Source organism: Ruegeria sp. BG10 (genome assembly GCF_056538575.1).
Genome location: NZ_JBQFTI010000006.1, coordinates 16,965 through 35,697, shown reverse-complemented (window position 1 = coordinate 35,697; position 18,733 = coordinate 16,965). Strand labels below are relative to the sequence as shown.

The window sequence follows — 18,733 nt, the reverse complement described above, 5'->3', positions numbered from 1 at the left end:
CGTCAGTCTTCGGTCTGGGCGGCCAAAGCGGCGAACATTTCGCGGTCGCTGTCGGTACCGGCATTCGGCGCCGTCAGCAGCACATCCCCGTAAAATACCGAATTCGCCCCGGCCAGAAAGCACAGCGTCTGCTCAGCCGCCGAGAAATCGGACCGCCCGGCCGACAGCCGCACCCGGGTCTTGGGCATCGTAATGCGCGCCGTTGCAACCATGCACACCAGATCAAAGATACCGACCTTGTCGCGATGCGCCAGCGGGGTGCCTTCGACCGGGATCAGGGCGTTGATCGGTACGCTTTCAGGGTGCGGGCTGAAACTCGCCAGCACCTGCAGCATCGACGCGCGGTCACGCAGGCTTTCACCCATGCCTATAATGCCGCCGCAGCACAGATCGATCCCCGCGTCCCGACAATATCCAAGGGTTTCAAGCCGGTCCTGATAGGTGCGGGTTCCGATGATTTCGCCATAGAATTCCGGTGACGTGTCCAGATTGTGATTATAGGCCGTCAAACCGGCCCGGGCCAGACGCCGGGCCTGATGCGGCTGCAACATGCCAAGGGTCACGCAGGCCTCCATGCCCAGCTCGCGCACGCCCGAGACCATTTTCAGAACATTGTCGAATTCTTCGCCATCGCGAACCCGTCGCCAGGCAGCCCCCATGCAGAACCGCTCGGCTCCGGCCTGTTTCGCGCGTCTGGCCAGCGACAGGACATGCGCCGGGTTCATCAGTTTTTCCCGGGTCAGTTCTACCTCGCGGTGATGCGCGGATTGCGGGCAATAGGCGCAGTCCTCGGGGCAGCCGCCGGTCTTGATCGACAGCAGGCTGGCCTTCTGGATGTCATCCGGATCGTGATGAGCGCGGTGGATACTGTTGGCACGCCCGATCAGTTCAAGAAGCGGAAGACGCAGCAGCGCCTCCACCTCGTCCACGGCCCAGTCGGCGCGGAAGTTCTGAGCTGTATCAGGCATCCGGTTGCGCCCCGCGGATTTTCCGCATCAGCCCGGCGGGCAGGCCGATCACCAGAACCGCGGCCAGTGCGACCTTGATCAGATCCCCGGCAATGAAAGGCGTGAACCCATAGGCCAGAAGCTTGTCCGCCGGCACAAACTGCGCCAGCCACCCCAGACCCAAGGCGTAAACCACGGACAGACCCGCCAGCATGGCCGGAACAAGGAACAGCTTGCGCAGATGATCGGCGGCCCAGCCGACAAGCAGGGCCGCAAGGACAAAGCCCAGCAGATACCCGCCAGTGCCGCCGATCATATAGGCAAGACCGATGCCTTTTTCAGGCGTACCTGCAAAGACCGGCAACCCGGCTGCCCCTGCGATCAAGTATCCGATCACCGTCGCACCGCCCAGCCGCAGACCATAGGCCGCGGCTATGCCCATGACGGCGGCCACCTGCAATGTCATCGGCACGGGCCAGAAGGGGACCTGAATCTTGGCGCTTGCCGTCAGCAGCAGGATACCTGCCACAATGCGCAGAACCTGACCGGTGGGCGTCAGAGCGCCTATGGATGGCAGAGCGGAGTCGAGTGCGATTTTCATCTTTCCCTATTTTATAGATTTTTTTGGCTCATTTCTGCACAGCAGCATTATTACTATCTATTAAAAATCAAGAGAAATCTTCTCTGTGAAATTTTCGCCCTGTTTTCAAAGGATTCCTGCGGTTTAACTTGCCCGCCGAATGTGGCGCACCAGAATCGACGAGGCAGCGGCGGCGTCGCGGCTTTTCAGGGCCTGCACGATGGCCGCGTGGTCGGTGTCGACACGCTGCACCCATTTCGGTCGCCAATGTGCGAACAGATGGCGGGCGCTTGCGATGTGAAGATCGTCAATCGTGTGCAACAGCCGCGGCATCCCGCATGGTGTCAGAATGGTCCTGTGAAAAACCCGGTTGCGGGCTTCCCATTGCGGCATGGTTTCGGCCTGATCACACGCGACCCGGGCGTCATTGGCCGCCTTCAGGGCGGCCGGCGTCATGTTCTGCACCGCATGCTGCAGCGCCAGACTTTCCAGCGCCACACGCATTTCGATCACCTCGCGCACTTCGGCCGGGTCCAGCGCGGTGACCCGCATGCCGCGCCGGGGCTCGCTTTTGGCCAGCCCATGCGCCTGCAGCTTCAGCAGCGCCTCGCGCACCGGCACATGGCTGGCCTCAAACGCCCGCGCGATATGGTCCTGACGCAGCTTTTCCCCGGCGGTCAGGTCCCCGGTGATGATTTGCTGGCTCAGTTCCTGATAGATTCGGTCTGCGATCGTCGCGGTCATGAATTATAGATAAAATCCACACTCAGCTTTCACAAGCCAGGATTTCAATCCCGCAACGGGTCCGAGGCGATATTCCCGCCGCAAACCAGAACGGCCACCTTCTCACCCGGTTCCGGTCGGTACGCGCCGGACAGCAAGGCGGCAAGCGCGGTTGCGCCGGCGGGTTCGACAAGGATGCGATGGGCTTGCCACAGTATCTTTTGCGCCTGCGTGATGGCCGCGTCACTCACCAGAACCGAAGTCATCCCCCGGGCCAGGCTGAAACAGATCGAACCGATCCGCCGCGCGCCCAGCGCATTGGCGGCCACGCCCGAGACGCTGACATCCACCGGCACGCCTGCCCGCAATGCCGCGTTCAGCGCGCAGGAGGTCTCCGGCTCAACCGCCACGACCTTGCGCGCATCCTGCAACCACGCCAAAGCGCCCGCGATCAGGCCGCCGCCACCGACCGCGACGAGCACGGTATCGGCCGCAAGACCCTGCGCCTCCCACTCAGCGAAACAGGTGCCCTGCCCGGCCACGGTGGCCGGCGCGTCATAGGCGTGAATCTGCATCGCGCCGCTGGCTTCCTCATGCGCCTGTGCCAGAGTCAGCGCATTGGCGTATTCACCCGGCACCACGCTCAGATCCGCGCCGGTCTGCTCGATCAGCGCGATCTTGGACGGTCCGGCAAGTTCCGGGACGAAAATCTTGGCCGGGTGCCCCAGCCGCTGCGCGGCAAAAGCCGCCGCCGCGCCGTGATTGCCACCGGACGCCGCCACGACACCTGCCTCTGGCACCTCCAGGCTGAGCAATGTGTTGAACGCCCCACGAGCCTTGAAACTGCCGGTGTGCTGCAACTGTTCCAGCTTCATCTCAACCGGGTGGTTCAGCCCCAGGGCGTGGCTTTCCATCACCGGCGTGACCTGCGCGTATCCGGCGATGCGTTCGCGCGCGGCCAATATCTCGCTCTTCCAATTCATTCTTGTCTTTCCGTGACTGGCACTCTGGGCGCGAACCCTATAGCTGTTTGAGAAACACGCAAGCAGGGAACCACAACCGATGAGAGAAGACCGCCTCAGCCCCTTCCGCGACGCGCAGACCGACCGTTCGACCGCGAGCGAGGTGCCGGATACGCCGCAGACCCGCTCACCTGCCTATCGCCTTGCCTTTGCCGACGACGATTTCCTGTGCCGGGACGAATTGCGCCCGGTGCGCCTGCAGCTGGAACTGCTGAAGCCGGAAATGATCATGACCGAGCGTGAGATCACCTCGACCATCGTCATGTTCGGTGGCGCACGTATTCCGGAACCGTCGCAGAAGCACACCGCCCGTACGGACACGCTGGCCAACCTGTCGAAATATTATGACGAGGCACGCGAATTCGCCCGGCTGATGACCGAAAAATCGAACGAAACCGGATGCCGCGAGAATGTCATCGTCACCGGCGGTGGACCCGGTGTGATGGAGGCCGGAAACCGCGGTGCGCAGGACGCGGGCGGCTGTTCCATCGGCCTGAATATCGTGCTGCCGCATGAGCAGGCGCCGAACCTGTTTGTCACACCGGACCTCAGCTTCAACTTCCACTATTTCGCGATCCGCAAGATGCATTTCCTGATGCGCGCGCGCGCCATCACCATCTTCCCCGGCGGGTTCGGGACCATGGACGAACTGTTCGAGTCCCTGACCCTGATCCAGACCGGGCGGATGGAGCGCGTGCCCTTCCTGCTGTTCGGTCGTGAATTCTGGGAAAAGGTCATCAACTGGGAGGCGCTGGCCGACGCCGGCACCATTTCGGACGAGGATCTGGATCTGTTCCGTTTTGTCGACACTGCGCAACAGGCGGTCGACATCATCGAGAACTGGGAACCCGCCCCCGCGCGCGAAGAAATCCCGGGGCGCTGAACGATGGCACCCAAGACCGGCGAGATGCTGCATCTGCGTGGAAACGCCCTGGACAAGGGCGACCCTGTCGCCCTGCCGTTGACCCAAAGCAGCATGTTCCACCTGCCCGGCGCGCCCGAGGGGTACGCGACCTATGGTCGGGTCGACAACCCCACGTGGGAGCATCTGGAACACGTTCTGTCCCATCTGGAAGACGCGCCCTGCCTCAGCTTTCCCTCGGGCATGGCGGCGATTTCGGCCGCATTGTTTGCCACGGTGCAGGCCGGGTCACGCATCCTGATTCCGTCGGACGGCTATTATGTGACGCGTTTGCTTGCGGGTCGGTTTCTGTCCCACTTGGGTGTTTCCGTCACCGAACGCCCCACCACCGCATTTGCCGACGGAGGGTTTGACGGGTTCGATGTGGTCTTTGTCGAAAGCCCCTCGAACCCCGGGCTGGACATGATGGACCTGCCCGCCATCGCCGCTGCCGTACGCGCCGCTGGCGGTCTCACCATTGCCGACAACACAACCCTGACGCCTTTGGGCCAACGGCCGCTGGATATGGGGATTGACATTGTGGTGGCCTCGGACACCAAGGCCATGGGCGGGCATTCCGACCTGCTGATGGGGCATGTGGCCTGCCGCAACGCCAAGATCATGGAGCGGGTCGAAGAATGGCGGCGCGTTTCGGGTGCCATCCCCGGCCCGCATGAGGCGTGGCTGCTGCATCGCGGGCTGGAAACGCTGGACGTACGTTTCGACCGTATGTGCGCGTCGGCGCAGGTGCTGGCCGAACGGATGGTAGATCACGCGGCGGTTAAACATATCCGTTTTCCCGGCCTGCCCGGCGATCCTTCGCACGCGCTGGCCAAGACGCAAACGGCACGGTTCGGCTTTCTGCTGTCGATCACTTTGGAGTCTGAGGCCAAGGCCGAAGCCTTCATCAACAACTGCCCGATGCTGCGCCCCGCCACGTCCTTCGGCGGCGTCCACAGCTCGGCCGAGCGGCGCACGCGGTGGGGCGATGACGTTGACCCCGCCTTCATTCGCCTGTCTGTCGGGTGCGAACCGGTGGAAGAACTGTGGCAGGCGATTGAGGCCAGCCTCAACACGCTTTGACTACTTCTTGGTCTCGCGCAGTTCCTTGAACACATAGATCGGCAGCACAACGCTGGCGATCAGCGCGCCCAGCCAGACCAACAGCGTCGCGGCCAGCAGGTTCGAAATACCCCCGACGGTCAACCCGGCGGTGATCAGATCGGTCGCCAGAAGACCCACGAAGGTCACGATCAGCGCGATGCCGCCTTTCAGTGCCGGCGCCTTCTTTTCCCCTAACTTCAGGATCAGCGGCTCGGCCACCACCTGCACCAGCGTAAAGACGATCACCACGACGATGAACGAGATCGGCCTGATCGCAAAGCCCGACAAAATCAGCGCCGCAAGCAGCAATCCGATGGCATTCCCCGCCACCAGGGCCAGTACGGACTTGATTCGGCGCGACATGCGTTTCCCCGTCAGTACGTTTTCGAACTGGACAGATGGTAACAGACCTGCGGGATTTTGCGAGCGGTTTCAAATGCCTCTTCCTTTTGGGCCGTTGAAACCGCATGATAAAACCCAGCCATTCAGATCAGACCCACCCCACATTGACGAGAGGTGAGATGAGCGACGATCCCTATTCCGTTCTCGGTGTCGCCAAAGACGCCAGCGACGCAGATATCAAAAAGGCCTACCGGCGCATCGCCAAGGAATGCCACCCCGACCTGAAACCCGGCGATGCCGAAGCCGAAGCCAAATTCAAGGCCGCCGCGGCCGCCTATGATCTGCTCAAGGATCCGGAAAAACGGGCGCAATATGACAATGGCGAGATTGACGCCTCGGGGCAGGAACGCCCGCAGCAGCACTATTACCGCGATTACGCCGAAGCCGCCGGCAACCCCTATCGCGGGCGCGCGGCGGACCCCGACGACATGTCGGATATCTTCGCCGAATTCATGCGGGGGCGGCAGGGATATGGCCAGCGCAGGCAGGGCTTTCATGCACCAGGGCACAACCGCAGCTACAGTTTGCAGATCAGTTTTCTGGATGCTGTGTTCGGGGCCAGCCAAAAGCTGACGCTGCCCGATGGCGACCGGATCGAGGTTAAAATCCCCGCCGGCATTACCGACGGCCAGACCATCCGCTTGCGCGGCAAGGGCGACCCGGGTTTTGGCGAGGGGCCGCCGGGCGACGCGCTGGTGACCGTCTCGGTGGCGAAACATCCGGTATTCGACCGTCAGGGCGATGACATCCACATCACCCTGCCGATCACGATTGATGAGGCCGTTCTTGGTGGCAAGGTGCCCGCCCCCACGATCGACGGCGGTGTCAATGTCAGCGTCCCGGCCGGCACCAGCAGCGGCAAGACCCTGCGCCTGCGTGGCAAAGGGGTGAAAAAACGCGGCTCGTCCGAACGGGGGGATCAGCTGATCGAACTGACCGTTACGATGCCCGACCGGATCGACGACGAGTTGAAGCAGTTCATGGAAACATGGCGCGACACCCACCGCTATGATCCGCGCAAAGGAATGCCGTCATGACCCGCACCCTGACCGAAGACGAACTGATCACGGTGGTCGCCCGGCTGACCTCGACCCGGTTGTCCCAGTATCTGGCGGCAGAGATCGTGATCCCGGAACAGACCGAGCGCGGCCTGGTCTATCACAGTCTCGACGTGGCCCGGCTGGAACTGGCCTGCGAGTTGCATGACCAGTACGAGATGGAGCCGGACGCCCTGTCGATGATGATTTCGCTGATCGACCAATTGCACGGTCTGCGCGCCGAACTGCGCGAGGTGCTGAACGCCGTGGACGCACAGCCCGAGCCGGTCCGGCAGACCCTGATCGAGGTTATCGGAACCGCCCGGTTCGGCCGCAAGTAACCGGCGCCTAGTTTCCGGTGGCGTAATCCTCGGGCACGAAGAACGTGTAGTCGCGGTCAGCCACCGCTTCGTGGCATTCATGGCAATAGACCACCGCACCCGAGCGCGCGCCCATCGTGTCGCCAAACAGCGACCCGTCCGGCATCACCATGATATAGCGCCAGTCGGCGGTTTCGGGGCTGGCACCTTCAGCCAGCTTTTCCATCACGAACAGGGCGCCCGGATGGACGTTGCCCTCATCCGTGACTGTTACGCTGTCCTTGGCCAGCACCGAGCCCAGGGGCAGTTTCTCACCCTCTTTCAGGGTGCCGTAATTATGCGCCATGCGATTGGCATAGCTGTTCACATAACGCTGACCATGCGTCGCCGAGATATAGGGCGCATCGTTGAACAGCGGCCAGTTTTGATAGTTCAGCAGCAGATCCAGCTGCGCCGCCGCATATCCGCGCGCCATGCGCCGCTGCAACGATGCGTAGATGCGCAACGCCTCTTCCTTGGACAGATCCGCGGGGTTTTCAATGGCAAGATGCGCATCTTCGCCGCTGGACTGAGCCGCAGATTCCGTTGCGGCTATGCCCGAAAGCGCCGATGCTGCAATGAAGATGAATAGCAATCGTGTAAATCGTAATAACATTTGGATGGCCCACCTGGTTCGTAAGGTTCGCCTGAACGCCGCACGTCATGCTTGAAAAAAGATAGCGGCCCTGAACAAACGTGCCACACCCGGATCGCGACTCTCACCGCTTTGTGCGCAAGAGTGAATTGCGCCCATCCGGGATTGACACCTGAAACATATCAAATTGTGCATACAAAAAACAACGGCGGAAACATTAAATTACTAAGGCCGCTGTTCCGACTTTGGGTTTACTGGCTTTGAAGCCCCGCTTCGGCTTCAATCTGCCTGCGTGACTTGCGGGCGCGTTCGGTTGCAGATTTCAGCTGACCGCAGGCCGCCATGATGTCCTCGCCCCGTGTTTTTCGGATCGGCGAGGCATAACCCGCCTGGTAGATGATATTGGCAAAGGCCCGGATACGGTTGTTCGAACTGCGCTTGTACGGCGCGCCGGGCCATTCGTTGAACGGGATCAGGTTGATCTTGGCCGGGATGTTATGGCGCTTGATATGCGCGATCAGGCGGTGCGCGTCCTCGTCACTGTCGTTGACGCCATCCAGCATCACATATTCAAAGGTGATCCGCTCGGAATTCGACACGTTGGGATAGCTGGCCAGCGCCTGCAACAGCTCCTCGATATTCCAGCGCTTATTGATCGGGACCAGCACGTCGCGGGTCTCATCCGTGGTGGCGTGGAAGGAAATCGCCAGAAGGCAGCCGATCTCTTCTGCCGTCCGCGCAATTTCGGGCACAACGCCGCTGGTCGACAGGGTGATGCGACGGCGCGACAGGGAAATCCCCTCGGGGTCCATGGCGATCTTCATCGCATCGCGGACGTTCTCAAAGTTGTAAAGAGGCTCACCCATGCCCATCAGAACAATGTTTGACAGAAGGCGGGTTTCGTCCTTGGGCGCGCCGGGGGTCGGCCATTCCTCAAGATCGTCGCGGGCCATCATCACCTGCCCGACAATCTCAGCCGCGGTCAGGTTGCGCACCAGTTTCTGTGTACCGGTATGGCAGAAGGAACAGGTCAGCGTGCAGCCGACCTGCGATGAAATGCACATTGTGCCCCGATCATCCTCGGGGATGTAGACCACCTCGACCTCATGCCCGCCCGCGATGCGACACAGATACTTGCGGGTGCCGTCCTCGGACACCTGACGGGTCACAACCTCGGGAATCTCGATTACGAAGCTCTCTGCCAGTTGCGCGCGATAGGCTTTCGCCAGATTGGTCATTTCGCCGAAATCGCGCACGCCCCATTGATAGATCCACTGCCAGATCTGGCCAGTGCGCATCTTGGCCTGCTTTTCCGGTGTGCCATGCTCGATCAGCACCTCACGCAGGCGCTCGCGGGTGAGGCCGACAAGGTTGATCTTCCCCTCGGGCAGCTTGCGGGGGATGGTCATGACGTCTTGAGTGATCGGCGCTTTGGGCGACATGTGGCTATCTCGAAGGATTCTGGCTTGGGATGCGCCTCTATATAGGACTGCGCGCAAAGATCAAAAGAAATCGTGCGCCCGCTGCGCGCATAGCAGCCATTCACCCCCGCGTGGATTGCCAGATCGCGGTGGTGCGGACCTCAATTGCAAATCGGCCGCAACGGTAAGGCCGAAGCGACCGAGTGCATCTGGTCATCCTTGCGGTTGGACGGTCAGACACCCGCAGGCAGGATATCGCAATCCGCGGCATCCAGCGTTTTGACCGGGTCTTCCGGGCCGCATTGTTCACCCGAGACCGGGTAGGTTTCGTTGCTCTTGTCACAGGCGCCCAGCACCACGGCTGCCATCATCAACAAGGCGGCAAGAGGTTTGTTCAGCATTTGCAAGCTCCTTCCATGCTCTTGAACCGATTAGTTCAGACAGGCGCGAGGTTGACATTGATGCGGATCAATTCGGGCGTGGGAACGTGGCGTAAAGGCGGATCAGGCGATCCCAAAACGCAACAAAGCCCCGGCGGATGACGGGGCCTTTGGCTACGTGGCGCGTTTGCTTAGTTGGTGCAGCGCTTTTCCGCGTCTTCGATTGCCGCGGTAAAGCCCAGCAACGAAAACGTGTCTTTTGTCTGTGTGCCACGCTCGGACCGGGCGGTCAGCACCGCCTCGGTGCCGCGCTTCATGGCGGCGACCACTTTCAGGTCTTCACCTTCTGTTGCAGGCCAGGCCCATTCGCCTTCGGTGATCAGTTCGAATTTGGTACCATCAATATCCAGGTTGACGGTCGACCCGGCCGCAAACGGGTAGCCGCCGGTAAAGGTGACCTGTCCCTTGACCTCGGCATTGGGGCGATAGAACACGAACAGCAGGATGTCGCTGCGGCGCACCGAAACAACCCGCCCGCCGCGCGTGTTGACGGTTTCCTTGGGGGCGGACACGCTCCAGCATTCGGTGGGATCATCCTCAACGAACACGCTCCAATCCGTTTTTGCTGCCACGCGATTGGTGCTGGTCGCCTGCTGAGCGGTTGCAGCTGTGGCCATCCCTGCCACGCACAGGCCCGCGATCACGCGGACAAGCTTTGATCCCATCTGTCCAGCCTCCTAGCCCGACCTAATACCTCATACCCATCGGAACTGCCTGCGAACCCTGCCGGTTCGTCTGTAAGTTGCGTATTCCGATGATTGCCGACATACACACACTAACGCAGGTTTCGCCACAGGCGAAAGGGCGATTGGCAGAATTTTGCGCATATTACGGAGGGTCCCGATGACGCAGCCAGTACCAATGACCGAACTGTGGCGCGGCCCCTTGCTGGAAAGCCTGCATCTGGGCCACGCCGTGATTTGCGACGACAGCGGCCAGATCGTGCAGAGCTGGGGTGATCCCCAGGCGGTGATCTATCCGCGGTCCTCGGCCAAGATGATCCAGGCCCTGCCCCTGATCACGTCCGGCGCAGCGGCGAAATACGGTCTGAACAGCGAGCATCTGGCCCTGGCCTGCGCGTCCCACAGCGGGGCGGCAATCCACACGGATCGGGCGGCGGCCTGGCTGGATCATCTGGGCCTCACGGAACCCGACCTGCGCTGTGGCCCGCAGGAGCCGCAGGACATGGCCGCGCGCGATGGGCTGATCCTGGCCGATGACACACCCTGCCAGCTTCACAACAATTGCTCGGGCAAGCATTGCGGGTTTCTGACCGTGGCGCAGCATATGGGTGCGGGGCCGGAATATCTGGAAATCGACCACCCGGTGCAACAGGCCTGCCTTGCCGCGATCGAGGAAACTACGGGCGAAACCAGCCCGGCTTATGGCATCGACGGCTGTTCGGCACCGAATTTCGCCACCTCACTGGCGGGGCTGGCGCGGTCGATGGCGTGGTTCGCGTCGGCTGCGGACCGGTCGGACCGGGCCAGCGACGCGGCAGCGCATCTGGTTGCGGCGATGGTCAAGCACCCCGAACTGGTCGCGGGCGAAACCCGCGCCTGCACCGAGCTGATGCGTGCCATGAATGGCCGCGCCGCCATCAAAACGGGGGCCGAGGCCGTCTTTGTGGCCATCGTCCCGGAAAAACGCATGGGCATCGCCCTGAAGATCGCTGACGGAACAACCCGGGCCAGCGAATGTGCCATTGCTGCCCTTCTGGTCCACCTTGGCGTGCTGGAGGCCGATCACCCGGCCACCCGCACCTTCATGAACGCCACGCAATTCAGCCGCCGGGGGCTGGAATGCGGTGTGATCCGACCTGCGCCGGGGTTTCCCGGCTAAGGCCGTTACATCTCGATCTCGTGCACCTCGGCCACTTCGACCGAGCCCGAACCGTTCACCACCATCGGGCAACCCTTGGCCATCTCGGTGGCGGCGTCGATGCTGTCAGCCTTGACCACGGTAAAGCCCGACGCCGGGTTGGCGCCGCCATTGTCCACAACGCCGCCCGAACTGACGGTATAGGACTGGCCCACGGGATTGCCGGGGATGTCCAGCGCATCGCCCATGTTCTGGAACCATGCGCCCCAGGCGGCCATGGTTGCCTCGATTTCGGCGGGATCGGTCGGGGTATGACCTCCATGATAGACAAACAGATATTGGGGCATTTCTTTCCTCCCTGATGAAATCTATCTCAATTCGGCTTCCAGTTTGCGCAGTGACGAGGTCCAGCCGGTATTGTGGTTTGCGGCGATCTCGGCATCGGCCAGTTCGCGGTGATCCAGCACCAGCCGGGCACCGGTTGCGGTTCGCGCTACCGTAAAGATCACGTGGCTTTCGGCCCCGCGCTGATCCTGATCGTCATGCCAGGCCCAGGTGAACCCGACCGAGTTGGGCGGGTCGACATGGGTGACCTGACCCGACACCTTGTACCGCTGGCCCTCGGCATTCTCCATCACCGAATACCACGGCCCGAGGCGCGAGAAATCCAGATCATGTTCGGGCACATGCATTCCTTCGGGCCCCCACCATTGCAGCAGCTTGGCGCCATCGCTGATCCAGGCAAACAGGTTTTCGGGGCTGGTGGGGAACTCACGTTCCAGTTTCAGGTCGGCCATGAATTCTCCCTTTCAATCATGTCGTTCAGACGGTCCAGGCTGGTTTCCCAGAACTGCCGTTTCGAAATGGTCCACTCGGCAATCGCTCGCAGCCCCTCGGGCCGGATCGAATACATCCGCTGCGTGCCATGCACCCGTTGCTTGACCAGACCGGCCTCGCGCAGCACCTTGAGATGGCGCGAGATCGCAGCCCCCGTCATGCCCCGCCCCTGGATCAGGTCACCGGCGGGCATCTCTCCGTCCTGCATCAGCTGTTCGACAATCGAAAAGCGCGTGGCGTCCGACAACGCGGAAAAAGTGGTCAGAAGTGTGTTCATGACCACTATTTAACACTCAAGTTAAATTAAGGGAAGCCCCGAGCTGTCAGACCTGCGCAAAGGCCGTTCGCGCGTAACCTTGCAGATACAACAACGCGGTCAGATCGCCGTAATTGACCCGGATGTCGCATTTCTCGGCCACCGAGGGTTTGGCATGCAGCGCCACGCCGGTCCCGGCCCGGCCCAGCATCCCCAGATCATTGGCCCCGTCGCCAACAGCAATCACGTCCGCCTCGGACAGACGCAGCCGCCGGGTGATCTGTTCCAGTGCGTCGACCTTGGCCTGCCGGCCCAAAATGGGGCGCTGCACCTCTCCGGTCAGCTTGCCGTGTTCAGCCAGCAAGGTGTTGGCGCGATTTTCGTCGAACCCCAGCCTGTCCGCCACCCTGGCTGTAAAGGCCGTGAACCCGCCCGAAACCAGCGCCGTGTAGCCGCCATTGATCCGCATCGTCGCAACCAGTTCCCTGCCGCCTGGCATCAGCGTGATCCGTTCGTCCAGAACCTTGTCGATCACCGCTTCATCCAGACCTTTCAGCAGGCCGACCCTTTCGGTCAGCGCGCCCTCGAAATCCAGTTCACCGTTCATCGCGCGGGCGGTGATATCCTTCACCCGGTCCCCGACACCGGCCTCGTCGGCCAGTTCGTCGATACATTCCTGCCGGATCATGGTGCTGTCCATATCGGCCAGCAGCATCAGCTTGCGCCGCTTTTCGACGGGCTGCACGATCAGGTCGACCTCAAGCAATTGCAGTTCGGCCCAAACCTTCCACTGGTTGTCGGGCAGTTCGGCGAATTTGAACTCAGCCGCCTCATCCGGGCTGAGCCAGACAACATCGCCCCCGCCCCACGCGTTACGCAGGGACTCGACCAGAGCCTGTTCCAGCGATGGCGCATTTGGGTTCGTCAACAGGGTGGCAACGTACATATTCGATCTCCGGCAAGGTCACATGCGCATATCGCAGCAGCGGGGATTTCGCCAGAGACAGATTTTGGTGCCTAGCCCAGAATACCGGGCAGGCGCAGACCGTGTTCGCGGGCGCAATCCCTGGCGATGTCATAGCCCGCATCCGCGTGCCGCCAGACGCCCGAGGCAGGATCGTTCCACAGCACGCGCTCCAGTCGCCGCGCCGCATCCTCGGTCCCGTCGGCGCAGATCACCACGCCCGCGTGCTGGCTGAACCCCATCCCGACGCCGCCGCCATGGTGCAGCGAGACCCAGGTGGCGCCGCTGGCTGTGTTGATCAGCGCGTTCAGCAGCGGCCAGTCGGATACAGCGTCCGAGCCGTCCAGCATCGCCTCGGTCTCACGGTTGGGGCTGGCGACCGAGCCGCTGTCCAGATGGTCGCGGCCGATCACAACCGGCGCCTTCAATTCGCCCTTGGCCACCATTTCGTTGAAGGCCAGCCCGGCGCGGTGCCGGTCGCCCAGCCCGATCCAGCAGATCCGTGCGGGCAAGCCCTGAAACGCAATCCGGTCGCGCGCCATGTCAAGCCAGCGGTGCAGATGCTCGTTCTCGGGGAACAGTTCTTTCATCTTGGCGTCGGTCTTGTAGATATCCTCGGGGTCGCCCGACAGGGCGCACCAGCGGAACGGGCCGATGCCACGGCAGAACAGCGGACGGATATAGGCAGGGACGAAACCGGGGAAGGCAAAGGCGTTTTCCAGCCCCTCATCCTGCGCCACCTGCCGGATGTTGTTGCCGTAATCCAGCGTCGGTACGCCCGCGTTCCAGAAATCGACCATCGCCGCGACATGCTGCTTCATCGAGGCACGCGCGGCTTTTTCCACTGCTTTAGGGTCTGTTTCCCGCTTCTCGCGCCACTGCGCCATGGTCCAGCCCAAAGGCAGGTAGCCGTTGATCGGATCATGGGCGCTGGTCTGGTCGGTGACGATGTCGGGCCGCATTCCGCCCTCTTTCATGCGGCGGTGGATCTCGGGGAAGATCTCGGCAGCATTGCCCAGCAGACCCACGGATTTCGCCTCGCCCGCCTCGGTCCAACGCTCGATCATCTCCAGCGCCTCGTCCAGCGTCTCGGCCTTTTCGTCGAGGTACTTGGTACGCAGGCGGAAGTCGATTGAGTCCGGGTTGCACTCGACCGCCAAACAGCAGGCGCCTGCGAACACGGCGGCCAACGGCTGCGCACCGCCCATGCCACCCAAACCGCCGGTCAAAATCCACTTGCCGGTCAGATCACCGTCATAATGCTGACGCCCGGCCTCGGCAAAGGTCTCATAGGTGCCCTGAACGATGCCCTGCGTGCCGATGTAAATCCACGAACCAGCGGTCATCTGGCCGTACATCATCAGGCCCTTCTTATCGAGCTCATTGAAATGATCCCAGGTTGCCCAATGCGGCACGAGGTTCGAGTTTGCGATCAGCACGCGCGGCGCATCCTTGTGGGTACGGATGATCGCGACCGGCTTGCCGGATTGCACGATCAGCGTCTCGTCCTCCTCCAGATCCTTCAAACCGGCAACAATAGTGTCGAAATCTTTCCACGTCCGCGCCGCGCGCCCGATGCCGCCATAGACCACCAGCTCATGCGGGTTTTCGGCCACATCCGGGTGCAGATTGTTCATCAACATCCGCAGCGGTGCTTCGGTCACCCAGCTTTTGGCGTTCAGTTCGGGGCCGGTCGGCGGATAGATGTCGCGGGTGTTCTTGCGCGGATCGCTCATGTCTGGGCTCCTTTTTCGGTCAATGCGCCCGACAGGGCGAGGTCGCGGAGGCGCTCTAGCATCGCTTTCAGATGCGGGCGGAGTGTGGCGGCGCGGTCCTCGCGCCATTTCCACGGCGGGGTTTCGTCCAAATAGGCGCGTTGTGCGATTTCCATCTGGATCGCATGGATGCCCTCGTTGGGGCGGCCATAGTGACGGGTGGTCCAGCCGCCCTTGAAGCGGCCGTTCAGAACCGAGGTAAAGCCTGCCGCCCCGGTCGCCACGCCGTGCACGGCCTGTTCGACGGCCGGATGGCAGGTGGCACCGTTGTTGGTGCCGGTGTTGAAGACGGGCAATTCACCCCCGAACAGAAACGGGATCAGCGAACGGATGGAATGGCAATCGAACAGGATCGCCACGCCGTGTTTTGCGCGCACCCGTTCCAACTCCTGTTCCAGCGCTGCGTGATAGGGCGCGTGGTATCTGGCCCGCCGGTCCTCGATTTCATCCTCGGACGGTTCCTGCCCGCCGGCCCAGATCGGCTGCCCGTCAAAATCGGTCAGCGGCACCAGCGTCGTGGTGTTCTGACCTGGATACAGCGAGGCGCCGGCGGGGTCGCGATTGGCGTCAATCACGTAGCGGTGGACATGAGACTGAACGACCGTCACATCGTCCAAAAGCCCTTCATAGAGCCTGTTTATGTGCCAATCCGTATCCGTCAGCGCCCGCCCCGTTTCGTTCAAGCGGACAGCGATATCGTCGGGAACGAAGGTTCCGCCATGCGGCTGCCCCAGCACAATGGGACCATCACCACGCTGCACGCTGACCACCTGCATCACGCCAGCTCCGGCATCTGCGTGCCCACGGCCCCGAGTATCTCGCCCTCAGCCACAAGACGTTTGGAGGTTTCCAGCTCTGGCGCCAAATAGCGATCCTCAGCCAGCGCGGGGATATCCATGCGCAACCGTTGGATGACCCGTTGCAAGGGTGCGCTGGTGGTCAGAGGGGCCCGGAACTCAATGCCCTGCGCCGCGCAGAGCAGTTCCACCCCAAGGATATAGCTCAGGTTATCGACCATCCGCGTCAGTCGCCGAGCACCATGGGCGGCCATCGACACGTGATCCTCCTGATTGGCCGAGGTCGGCGTGCTGTCGGTCACGCAGGGATTGGCCAGATGTTTGTTTTCGCTCATCAGCGCGGCGGTGGTCACCTCGGCGATCATCAGGCCCGAGTTCAGGCCGGGATCGGGGGTCAGGAACGGTGGCAGGTCGAAGCTGAGCGTCGGGTCCACCATTAGCGCGATGCGCCGCTGTGCGATGGCGCCGATTTCGGACACGGCGAGGGCGATCATATCGGCGGCAAACCCTACCGGCTCGGCATGGAAATTGCCGCCTGAAACGATGGCGCCTGCCCCGGCCAGCACCAGCGGATTGTCCGTGGCGGCATTGGCTTCGACCTCAAGTGTCGCGGCCGCCTGCCGCATCACGTCCATGGCCGCCCCGGTGACCTGCGGCTGGCAGCGGATGCAATAGGGATCCTGCACGCGTGTGTCGCCGTCGCGATGGCTTTCGCGAATCTCGGACCCGGCCAATGCGGCGCGCATGGCCTCGGCGGCTTCGGTCTGGCCGCGATGGCCGCGCAGGGTGTGGATTTCGGGCTGCAACGGGGCCGTGGACCCCATGATCGCGTCGGTCGACAGGGCCGAGATGACCAGCGCGCTCTGCGCGGCGCGCCAGGCCTCGAACAGACCGGCCAGCGCGAAAGCAGTGGAAAACTGGGTGCCGTTGATGAAGGCGAGTCCCTCCTTGGGGCCCAGCTCAACAGGCTCTAACCCGACGAATCTGAGGGCCTGATCACCCGGCAGGACGGTGCCGTTCACCTCGGCCTCACCCGCGCCTATGATCACCGCTGTCATATGGGCCAGCGGCGCAAGATCACCCGACGCCCCGACCGAGCCCTGCGCCGGGATCACCGGTGTCACCCCACGGGCCAGCATCTGTTGCAGCAGTTCGATCAACTCCCACCGCACCCCGGAAGCGCCGCGGCCAAAGGACAAAAGCTTTAGCGTCATCATCAACCGGGTCAGCCGAACAGGCACCGCTGGCCCGACCCCGCAACAATGGCTGAGGATCAGGTTGCGTTGCAGGGTCGAGGTATCCGCAGGCGCGATCTTGTGACTGGCCAGCTTGCCGAACCCGGTATTGACACCATAAACGGGATCCGCGCCCTGAGCGGCCTTGGCAATCTGCTGCGCCGCGGCCTCCACCCCTGGCCGGCACCCGGCATCCAGCACTGCGGCGGTTTCGTTCCAATAAATCTCGGCCAATTGCGGCAGCGATACCTGCCCGGGACGAAGCGACAAGGGGGTCATCCCGATCCTCCGAAAATTTGTGTGTGCAACGGGTTGAACCCGATGCGATAGGAGAGTTCCGCCGGATGCGCGACATCCCAGACCGCTAGATCCGCGCGTTGGCCGGGCGCTATTGTGCCGGCGTTTTCGATCCCCAGCGCGCGCGCGGCATTCCGTGTGACACCGGCCAGCGCCTCTTCGGGGGTCAGGCGGAACAGGGTGCAACCCATATTCAGGGTCAACAGCAGCGACGCCAGAGGGGACGAGCCGGGGTTGCAATCCGTTGCCAGAACCAGCGGAACCTGATGGCTGCGCAGCAGTTCGACCGGGGGTATCTGCGTTTCCCGCAACGTGTAGAACGCACCCGGCAACAGAACGGCAACCGTGCCCGCCTGGGCCATCGCCGCCACCCCGTCGGCATCCAGATATTCGATGTGATCCGCCGACATGGCACCGTATGAAGCTGCAAGCCGCGCCCCGCCGAGGTTTGACAACTGTTCCGCGTGCAATTTAACCGGCAGGCCAAGCTCATGCGCGACGTCGAATACCTGTGCGATCTGGTCCGGGGTGAACGCGATGCCTTCGCAAAACCCGTCCACCGCATCCACCAGCCCCTGTGCATGCGCCGCACGCAGAGTCGGGATGCAGACCTTTTGAATATAGGCGTCCGGATGCCCGGCATAGTCTGGCGGAACCGCATGCGCCCCCAGAAAGCTGGTTCTGATCTGCACAGGGCGGGCCTGACCGATCCGGCGGGCAACGCGCAGCATCTTCAATTCAGTCTCTGTATCCAGACCATAGCCGGACTTAATCTCGATGCAGCCGACCCCTTCGGCCAGCAATGCATCCACGCGCGTCAGAGCATCGGACAGCAGGGCGTCTTCGCTGGCTGCCCGGGTCGCGTTGACCGTGGACAAAATACCACCGCCCGCGCGCGCGATTTCTTCGTAAGTCGCACCGTTCAGGCGCATTTCGAACTCGGCCGCGCGGTTACCGCCAAACACGACATGCGTGTGCGCGTCGATCAGGGCGGGCGTGATCAGCCTGTCGCCGAAGTCCCTGACCGGCCAATCCGCGAACTCCGCGGGTAAATCCTGCCTGGGCCCGACCCAGTCGATTGCGGCGCCGGACATGGCAATGGCCGCATCCTGACACAGCCCATAGGGTGTACCACCGCCACCCATCGTTGCGACCTGAGCACTGGTGAGGACCGTTTTTTTCGGCATGGCGATTCTTTTGGGCTCCCCTCTTGTCTTGAT

General features: G+C 62.3%; 22 protein-coding genes. 5 read left to right on the top strand and 17 right to left on the bottom strand.

Features of this window, described 5'->3' with window-relative positions; all coding sequences use genetic code 11:
- Positions 1-2: 2 nt before the first annotated feature.
- The 4 genes from bioB to ACR0D8_RS18710 all read right to left on the bottom strand — a co-directional run bounded on the left by bioB (position 3) and on the right by ACR0D8_RS18710 (position 3,233).
- On the bottom strand, positions 3-968 hold the full coding sequence (bioB, locus tag ACR0D8_RS18725; protein ID WP_480648789.1) for a biotin synthase BioB: 966 nt from the start codon (positions 966-968) through the stop codon (positions 3-5).
- A complete protein-coding gene (locus ACR0D8_RS18720; RefSeq protein ID WP_480648787.1) occupies positions 961-1,548 on the bottom strand; it encodes a biotin transporter BioY in 588 nt (195 codons plus the stop codon). The genes bioB and ACR0D8_RS18720 overlap by 8 nt, the downstream gene beginning before the upstream one ends.
- A gap of 123 nt (positions 1,549-1,671) precedes the next feature.
- Positions 1,672-2,271, bottom strand: a complete 600-nt coding sequence (locus ACR0D8_RS18715) for a GntR family transcriptional regulator (protein ID WP_480648786.1) — start codon at positions 2,269-2,271, stop codon at positions 1,672-1,674.
- Between the two features lie 44 nt (positions 2,272-2,315).
- A complete protein-coding gene (locus tag ACR0D8_RS18710) occupies positions 2,316-3,233 on the bottom strand; it encodes a serine/threonine dehydratase (RefSeq protein WP_480648784.1) in 918 nt (305 codons plus the stop codon).
- A gap of 79 nt (positions 3,234-3,312) precedes the next feature.
- On the opposite strand from ACR0D8_RS18710, the gene ACR0D8_RS18705 reads away from it, so the two are divergent.
- Both ACR0D8_RS18705 and ACR0D8_RS18700 read left to right on the top strand, forming a co-directional pair.
- Positions 3,313-4,155, top strand: coding sequence for an LOG family protein (locus tag ACR0D8_RS18705; RefSeq protein ID WP_480648782.1), 843 nt, complete (start codon positions 3,313-3,315; stop codon positions 4,153-4,155).
- Positions 4,156-4,158: 3 nt separating this feature from the next.
- Complete coding sequence (locus ACR0D8_RS18700) at positions 4,159-5,256, top strand: cystathionine gamma-lyase (RefSeq protein WP_480648781.1); 1,098 nt, start codon at positions 4,159-4,161, stop codon at positions 5,254-5,256.
- On the opposite strand, the gene ACR0D8_RS18695 is transcribed toward ACR0D8_RS18700, so the two are convergent.
- The gene (locus ACR0D8_RS18695) at positions 5,257-5,640 is read right to left on the bottom strand and encodes a hypothetical protein (protein WP_480648779.1); all 384 of its coding nucleotides are present in this window, start codon (positions 5,638-5,640) and stop codon (positions 5,257-5,259) included.
- 158 nt (positions 5,641-5,798) lie between these two features.
- Here ACR0D8_RS18695 and ACR0D8_RS18690 point away from each other — a divergent pair, with 158 nt between their 5' ends.
- A complete protein-coding gene (locus ACR0D8_RS18690; protein ID WP_480648777.1) occupies positions 5,799-6,716 on the top strand; it encodes a DnaJ C-terminal domain-containing protein in 918 nt (305 codons plus the stop codon).
- Positions 6,713-7,057, top strand: coding sequence for a hypothetical protein (locus ACR0D8_RS18685; protein ID WP_480648776.1), 345 nt, complete (start codon positions 6,713-6,715; stop codon positions 7,055-7,057). The genes ACR0D8_RS18690 and ACR0D8_RS18685 overlap by 4 nt, the downstream gene beginning before the upstream one ends.
- A 7-nt stretch (positions 7,058-7,064) precedes the next feature.
- Here the strand turns inward: ACR0D8_RS18685 and ACR0D8_RS18680 are convergent, their stop codons facing one another.
- From ACR0D8_RS18680 to ACR0D8_RS18665, 4 genes are all read right to left on the bottom strand, one after another.
- A complete protein-coding gene (locus ACR0D8_RS18680; protein WP_475157283.1) occupies positions 7,065-7,691 on the bottom strand; it encodes a cytochrome P460 family protein in 627 nt (208 codons plus the stop codon).
- Between the two features lie 230 nt (positions 7,692-7,921).
- Positions 7,922-9,112, bottom strand: a complete 1,191-nt coding sequence (rlmN, locus tag ACR0D8_RS18675; protein WP_480648775.1) for a dual-specificity RNA methyltransferase RlmN — start codon at positions 9,110-9,112, stop codon at positions 7,922-7,924.
- A gap of 212 nt (positions 9,113-9,324) precedes the next feature.
- The gene (locus ACR0D8_RS18670) at positions 9,325-9,492 is read right to left on the bottom strand and encodes a hypothetical protein (protein ID WP_475157272.1); all 168 of its coding nucleotides are present in this window, start codon (positions 9,490-9,492) and stop codon (positions 9,325-9,327) included.
- Between the two features lie 170 nt (positions 9,493-9,662).
- Positions 9,663-10,196 carry an invasion associated locus B family protein gene (locus tag ACR0D8_RS18665; RefSeq protein ID WP_475157270.1) on the bottom strand — a complete coding sequence of 178 codons (534 nt, stop codon included), beginning with the start codon at positions 10,194-10,196 and terminating at the stop codon, positions 9,663-9,665.
- A 178-nt stretch (positions 10,197-10,374) separates the two neighbouring features.
- Between ACR0D8_RS18665 and ACR0D8_RS18660 the strand changes: the two genes are divergently transcribed.
- The gene (locus tag ACR0D8_RS18660) at positions 10,375-11,373 is read left to right on the top strand and encodes an asparaginase (protein ID WP_480648772.1); all 999 of its coding nucleotides are present in this window, start codon (positions 10,375-10,377) and stop codon (positions 11,371-11,373) included.
- Positions 11,374-11,378: 5 nt separating this feature from the next.
- On the opposite strand, the gene ACR0D8_RS18655 is transcribed toward ACR0D8_RS18660, so the two are convergent.
- From ACR0D8_RS18655 to hutI, 8 genes are all read right to left on the bottom strand, one after another.
- Positions 11,379-11,699 carry a YciI family protein gene (locus tag ACR0D8_RS18655; protein ID WP_475157258.1) on the bottom strand — a complete coding sequence of 107 codons (321 nt, stop codon included), beginning with the start codon at positions 11,697-11,699 and terminating at the stop codon, positions 11,379-11,381.
- 21 nt (positions 11,700-11,720) lie between these two features.
- On the bottom strand, positions 11,721-12,149 hold the full coding sequence (locus ACR0D8_RS18650; RefSeq protein WP_480648770.1) for an SRPBCC family protein: 429 nt from the start codon (positions 12,147-12,149) through the stop codon (positions 11,721-11,723).
- On the bottom strand, positions 12,137-12,466 hold the full coding sequence (locus tag ACR0D8_RS18645; RefSeq protein ID WP_480648768.1) for an ArsR/SmtB family transcription factor: 330 nt from the start codon (positions 12,464-12,466) through the stop codon (positions 12,137-12,139). The genes ACR0D8_RS18650 and ACR0D8_RS18645 overlap by 13 nt, the downstream gene beginning before the upstream one ends.
- A gap of 46 nt (positions 12,467-12,512) precedes the next feature.
- Positions 12,513-13,391, bottom strand: a complete 879-nt coding sequence (serB, locus tag ACR0D8_RS18640) for a phosphoserine phosphatase SerB (RefSeq protein WP_480648766.1) — start codon at positions 13,389-13,391, stop codon at positions 12,513-12,515.
- Between the two features lie 71 nt (positions 13,392-13,462).
- Positions 13,463-15,145, bottom strand: a complete 1,683-nt coding sequence (gene hutU, locus ACR0D8_RS18635; RefSeq protein ID WP_480648764.1) for a urocanate hydratase — start codon at positions 15,143-15,145, stop codon at positions 13,463-13,465.
- A complete protein-coding gene (gene hutG / locus ACR0D8_RS18630; RefSeq protein WP_480648763.1) occupies positions 15,142-15,960 on the bottom strand; it encodes an N-formylglutamate deformylase in 819 nt (272 codons plus the stop codon). Before hutG ends, hutU begins: the two co-directional genes overlap by 4 nt.
- Positions 15,960-17,495, bottom strand: a complete 1,536-nt coding sequence (gene hutH, locus ACR0D8_RS18625) for a histidine ammonia-lyase (protein WP_480648761.1) — start codon at positions 17,493-17,495, stop codon at positions 15,960-15,962. The genes hutG and hutH overlap by 1 nt, the downstream gene beginning before the upstream one ends.
- A complete protein-coding gene (hutI, locus tag ACR0D8_RS18620; protein ID WP_480648759.1) occupies positions 17,492-18,700 on the bottom strand; it encodes an imidazolonepropionase in 1,209 nt (402 codons plus the stop codon). The genes hutH and hutI overlap by 4 nt, the downstream gene beginning before the upstream one ends.
- Between the last annotated feature and the right edge of the window lie 33 nt (positions 18,701-18,733).

What these genes read in the sequence shown, in the direction of transcription:
- ACR0D8_RS18660 (WP_480648772.1), top strand. Translation starts at nt 10,375, where the DNA reads ATGACGCAGCCAGTACCAATGACCGAACTGTGGCGCGGCCCCTTGCTG.
- ACR0D8_RS18695 (WP_480648779.1), bottom strand. Translation starts at nt 5,640, where the DNA reads ATGTCGCGCCGAATCAAGTCCGTACTGGCCCTGGTGGCGGGGAATGCC.
- hutI (WP_480648759.1), bottom strand. Translation starts at nt 18,700, where the DNA reads ATGCCGAAAAAAACGGTCCTCACCAGTGCTCAGGTCGCAACGATGGGT.
- hutH (WP_480648761.1), bottom strand. Translation starts at nt 17,495, where the DNA reads ATGACCCCCTTGTCGCTTCGTCCCGGGCAGGTATCGCTGCCGCAATTG.
- rlmN (WP_480648775.1), bottom strand. Translation starts at nt 9,112, where the DNA reads ATGTCGCCCAAAGCGCCGATCACTCAAGACGTCATGACCATCCCCCGC.
- ACR0D8_RS18690 (WP_480648777.1), top strand. Translation starts at nt 5,799, where the DNA reads ATGAGCGACGATCCCTATTCCGTTCTCGGTGTCGCCAAAGACGCCAGC.
- ACR0D8_RS18665 (WP_475157270.1), bottom strand. Translation starts at nt 10,196, where the DNA reads ATGGGATCAAAGCTTGTCCGCGTGATCGCGGGCCTGTGCGTGGCAGGG.
- ACR0D8_RS18700 (WP_480648781.1), top strand. Translation starts at nt 4,159, where the DNA reads ATGGCACCCAAGACCGGCGAGATGCTGCATCTGCGTGGAAACGCCCTG.
- ACR0D8_RS18645 (WP_480648768.1), bottom strand. Translation starts at nt 12,466, where the DNA reads ATGAACACACTTCTGACCACTTTTTCCGCGTTGTCGGACGCCACGCGC.
- ACR0D8_RS18670 (WP_475157272.1), bottom strand. Translation starts at nt 9,492, where the DNA reads ATGCTGAACAAACCTCTTGCCGCCTTGTTGATGATGGCAGCCGTGGTG.
- ACR0D8_RS18715 (WP_480648786.1), bottom strand. Translation starts at nt 2,271, where the DNA reads ATGACCGCGACGATCGCAGACCGAATCTATCAGGAACTGAGCCAGCAA.
- ACR0D8_RS18710 (WP_480648784.1), bottom strand. Translation starts at nt 3,233, where the DNA reads ATGAATTGGAAGAGCGAGATATTGGCCGCGCGCGAACGCATCGCCGGA.
- ACR0D8_RS18650 (WP_480648770.1), bottom strand. Translation starts at nt 12,149, where the DNA reads ATGGCCGACCTGAAACTGGAACGTGAGTTCCCCACCAGCCCCGAAAAC.
- ACR0D8_RS18655 (WP_475157258.1), bottom strand. Translation starts at nt 11,699, where the DNA reads ATGCCCCAATATCTGTTTGTCTATCATGGAGGTCATACCCCGACCGAT.
- hutU (WP_480648764.1), bottom strand. Translation starts at nt 15,145, where the DNA reads ATGAGCGATCCGCGCAAGAACACCCGCGACATCTATCCGCCGACCGGC.
- serB (WP_480648766.1), bottom strand. Translation starts at nt 13,391, where the DNA reads ATGTACGTTGCCACCCTGTTGACGAACCCAAATGCGCCATCGCTGGAA.
- hutG (WP_480648763.1), bottom strand. Translation starts at nt 15,960, where the DNA reads ATGCAGGTGGTCAGCGTGCAGCGTGGTGATGGTCCCATTGTGCTGGGG.
- ACR0D8_RS18705 (WP_480648782.1), top strand. Translation starts at nt 3,313, where the DNA reads ATGAGAGAAGACCGCCTCAGCCCCTTCCGCGACGCGCAGACCGACCGT.
- ACR0D8_RS18685 (WP_480648776.1), top strand. Translation starts at nt 6,713, where the DNA reads ATGACCCGCACCCTGACCGAAGACGAACTGATCACGGTGGTCGCCCGG.
- bioB (WP_480648789.1), bottom strand. Translation starts at nt 968, where the DNA reads ATGCCTGATACAGCTCAGAACTTCCGCGCCGACTGGGCCGTGGACGAG.
- ACR0D8_RS18720 (WP_480648787.1), bottom strand. Translation starts at nt 1,548, where the DNA reads ATGAAAATCGCACTCGACTCCGCTCTGCCATCCATAGGCGCTCTGACG.
- ACR0D8_RS18680 (WP_475157283.1), bottom strand. Translation starts at nt 7,691, where the DNA reads ATGTTATTACGATTTACACGATTGCTATTCATCTTCATTGCAGCATCG.